Genomic DNA, 1,924 nt, shown 5'->3' with positions numbered 1-1,924 from the left:
AATTTAGAAGCCAGAATCTAGAAGGCAGAATTCTTAATTCTTAATTCTTAATTCTTAATTCTCAATTCTTAATTCTTAATTCTTAATTCTTAATTCTTAATTCTTAATTCTGCCTTCTAAAGTTTCAGCTAATATCATGGTTTTTTGGCCTTGGCTAATTTTCTTATTGGTCTAGGTCTGCGATGGGATGCTTGCATTGCTTCTCCTACTATCACATTCAACTGGTCTCCCAATAACAGTACCAGGGAAGTCATGTAAAGCCAAAGCTGTAAGATAATTACGGCTGTTACTGTACCATAGACTTTGTTGTAATTGCTGAAATTGGCAGTAACGTAGTGCCGAAACAAGCCTGAAGCCACTGCCCAGGAAATGGCTGCTAAAACTGCTCCTGGCAATATCGGTGTCCCTAGCTGCCAACGGCTTGGTCCGTAGCGATAGATAAAGGCAAAGGATGCCGCCACCATACTCAGGGCTACCGGCCAGCTCAACAGACTCCATAGTGTCAGCAAGATGGAAGCTCCACTGGTATCAACGACTGTTTTTAGCACCCAGTGACTGATAAATACCAAAAACGATGCAATCACTAGCAGTATGATACTACCCATGGTTAAGCCCAGAGAAATCAACTTAGCTTTCCAAAAGGGTCGTTGTTGCTCTCGGGGGATGTGGTGGATGTGATCAAGGGCATTCATCGCTGCACTCAGGGCCCCAGAAGATACCCAAATGGCTACGATAAAACTCAGGGAAAATAGACTGCTATTGGTGCTGAGGTGAATTTGCTCGGTAAATTCCTGGATTGGCTGCACCGCCTGAGCCGGACCCACTTCGCTCATCATTTTCAGAGCTTGCTCCTGGGCCGCTTGACTCAGCTCGGGAGAGTGCTGGTACCAGGTTAGTTGTAAGGAATATTCAAACAAGCCAATCGCTGTCAGAATTGCTAAAATTGCTGGAAACAGCGCTAACATGGCGTTATATGCCATTTCAGCAGATAGACCCATTAAGCGACGTTCCATCGCACGGTTGAAAGTCTTCCTTAGGGTTACCAGATTCAGGTAACCAAAGAAACGCAAGAAACGAAAAAAACGCTTAGATAGCATAGGTTCTGGTGAGAGCAGGGGCTTGCTATGAATTAATTTGCCAATTTTACCCGTAGTTTGCCCATTATTAGTGTTCAGTAATTTAATCGACACACTTTACTATTTTATTGAAACTATACCGTTAACCCGACCCCCTCAACCGTGATTTAATTTGATTAAATTTTATTAGTGCTATAGCCGATGGAGTAGTTGTTGATGAGCAACAATGGGTCGCTTACCGAATGGTTAGCCCAAATCAAGGAACTGAAGCAGCAGCTGGCCGATAGCATTAAAGAGTGCCAGGCTGCGGATAAAAGTGCAGCTCATTGGCGTCAGTTATATAATACTGAAGCTCAGCAACGGCGTATAGAAAGCCAACTGGCTCAAGAGCAAATTGAAACTCTGAAGGCTCAACTGCAACAATTACAACAAGACGGATTTCAACTCAAATCAGATCAACTGGAGACGGTATCGAGTATTGACCAGAATGTGGAACAACTGCAAACGCTTGAGGAATTAAGGGCAACCCTTAAGTCAGTCATGGCAGAACGCGATCGCTTAATCGATGCCTTAAAGACTGAGCAAGCCAACCATACTGAAACCCGGGAAAACTTAACCGTTGTGATTAGTGATACTGTTGAGCAACTGGCTAAGGAAAGAAAGAGTGAACCGTCCCAAGTAGAGGAGGTTACCGTGAGGGAGTCTACCCCATCTGCTGAGTCTACCCCATCTCCCGATCTCCCCAGCTTCGATAATGAAGGCTGATAGCTGAACGCGCACGCGTGCGCCTAGCGCTAATCGCTGTTCGCTGATAGCTGATAGCTGATAGCTGATAGCTGATAGTTGAT

The 1,924-nt window shown here is 44.6% G+C and carries 2 protein-coding genes; one reads left to right on the top strand and one right to left on the bottom strand.

The features are described 5' to 3' along the window. Positions 1-134: 134 nt before the first annotated feature. A complete protein-coding gene (locus F6K52_RS35830; protein ID WP_293089896.1) occupies positions 135-1,190 on the bottom strand; it encodes a YihY/virulence factor BrkB family protein in 1,056 nt (351 codons plus the stop codon). 102 nt (positions 1,191-1,292) lie between these two features. Between F6K52_RS35830 and F6K52_RS35825 the strand changes: the two genes are divergently transcribed. Further along, positions 1,293-1,841, top strand: a complete 549-nt coding sequence (locus F6K52_RS35825) for a hypothetical protein (protein ID WP_293089893.1) — start codon at positions 1,293-1,295, stop codon at positions 1,839-1,841. The last annotated feature ends 83 nt before the right edge of the window (positions 1,842-1,924 follow it).

The sequence above is a fragment of the Moorena sp. SIO3H5 genome, assembly GCF_010692395.1.
Classification (GTDB): Bacteria; Cyanobacteriota; Cyanobacteriia; order Cyanobacteriales; family Coleofasciculaceae; genus Moorena.
Note: the sequence above shows the minus strand (reverse complement) of the source record. Positions and strands in the feature narration are given on the sequence as shown.

Excerpts from the sequence above, each read along its gene's own strand:
- F6K52_RS35825 (WP_293089893.1), top strand. The coding sequence starts at position 1,293 with ATGAGCAACAATGGGTCGCTTACCGAATGGTTAGCCCAAATCAAGGAA.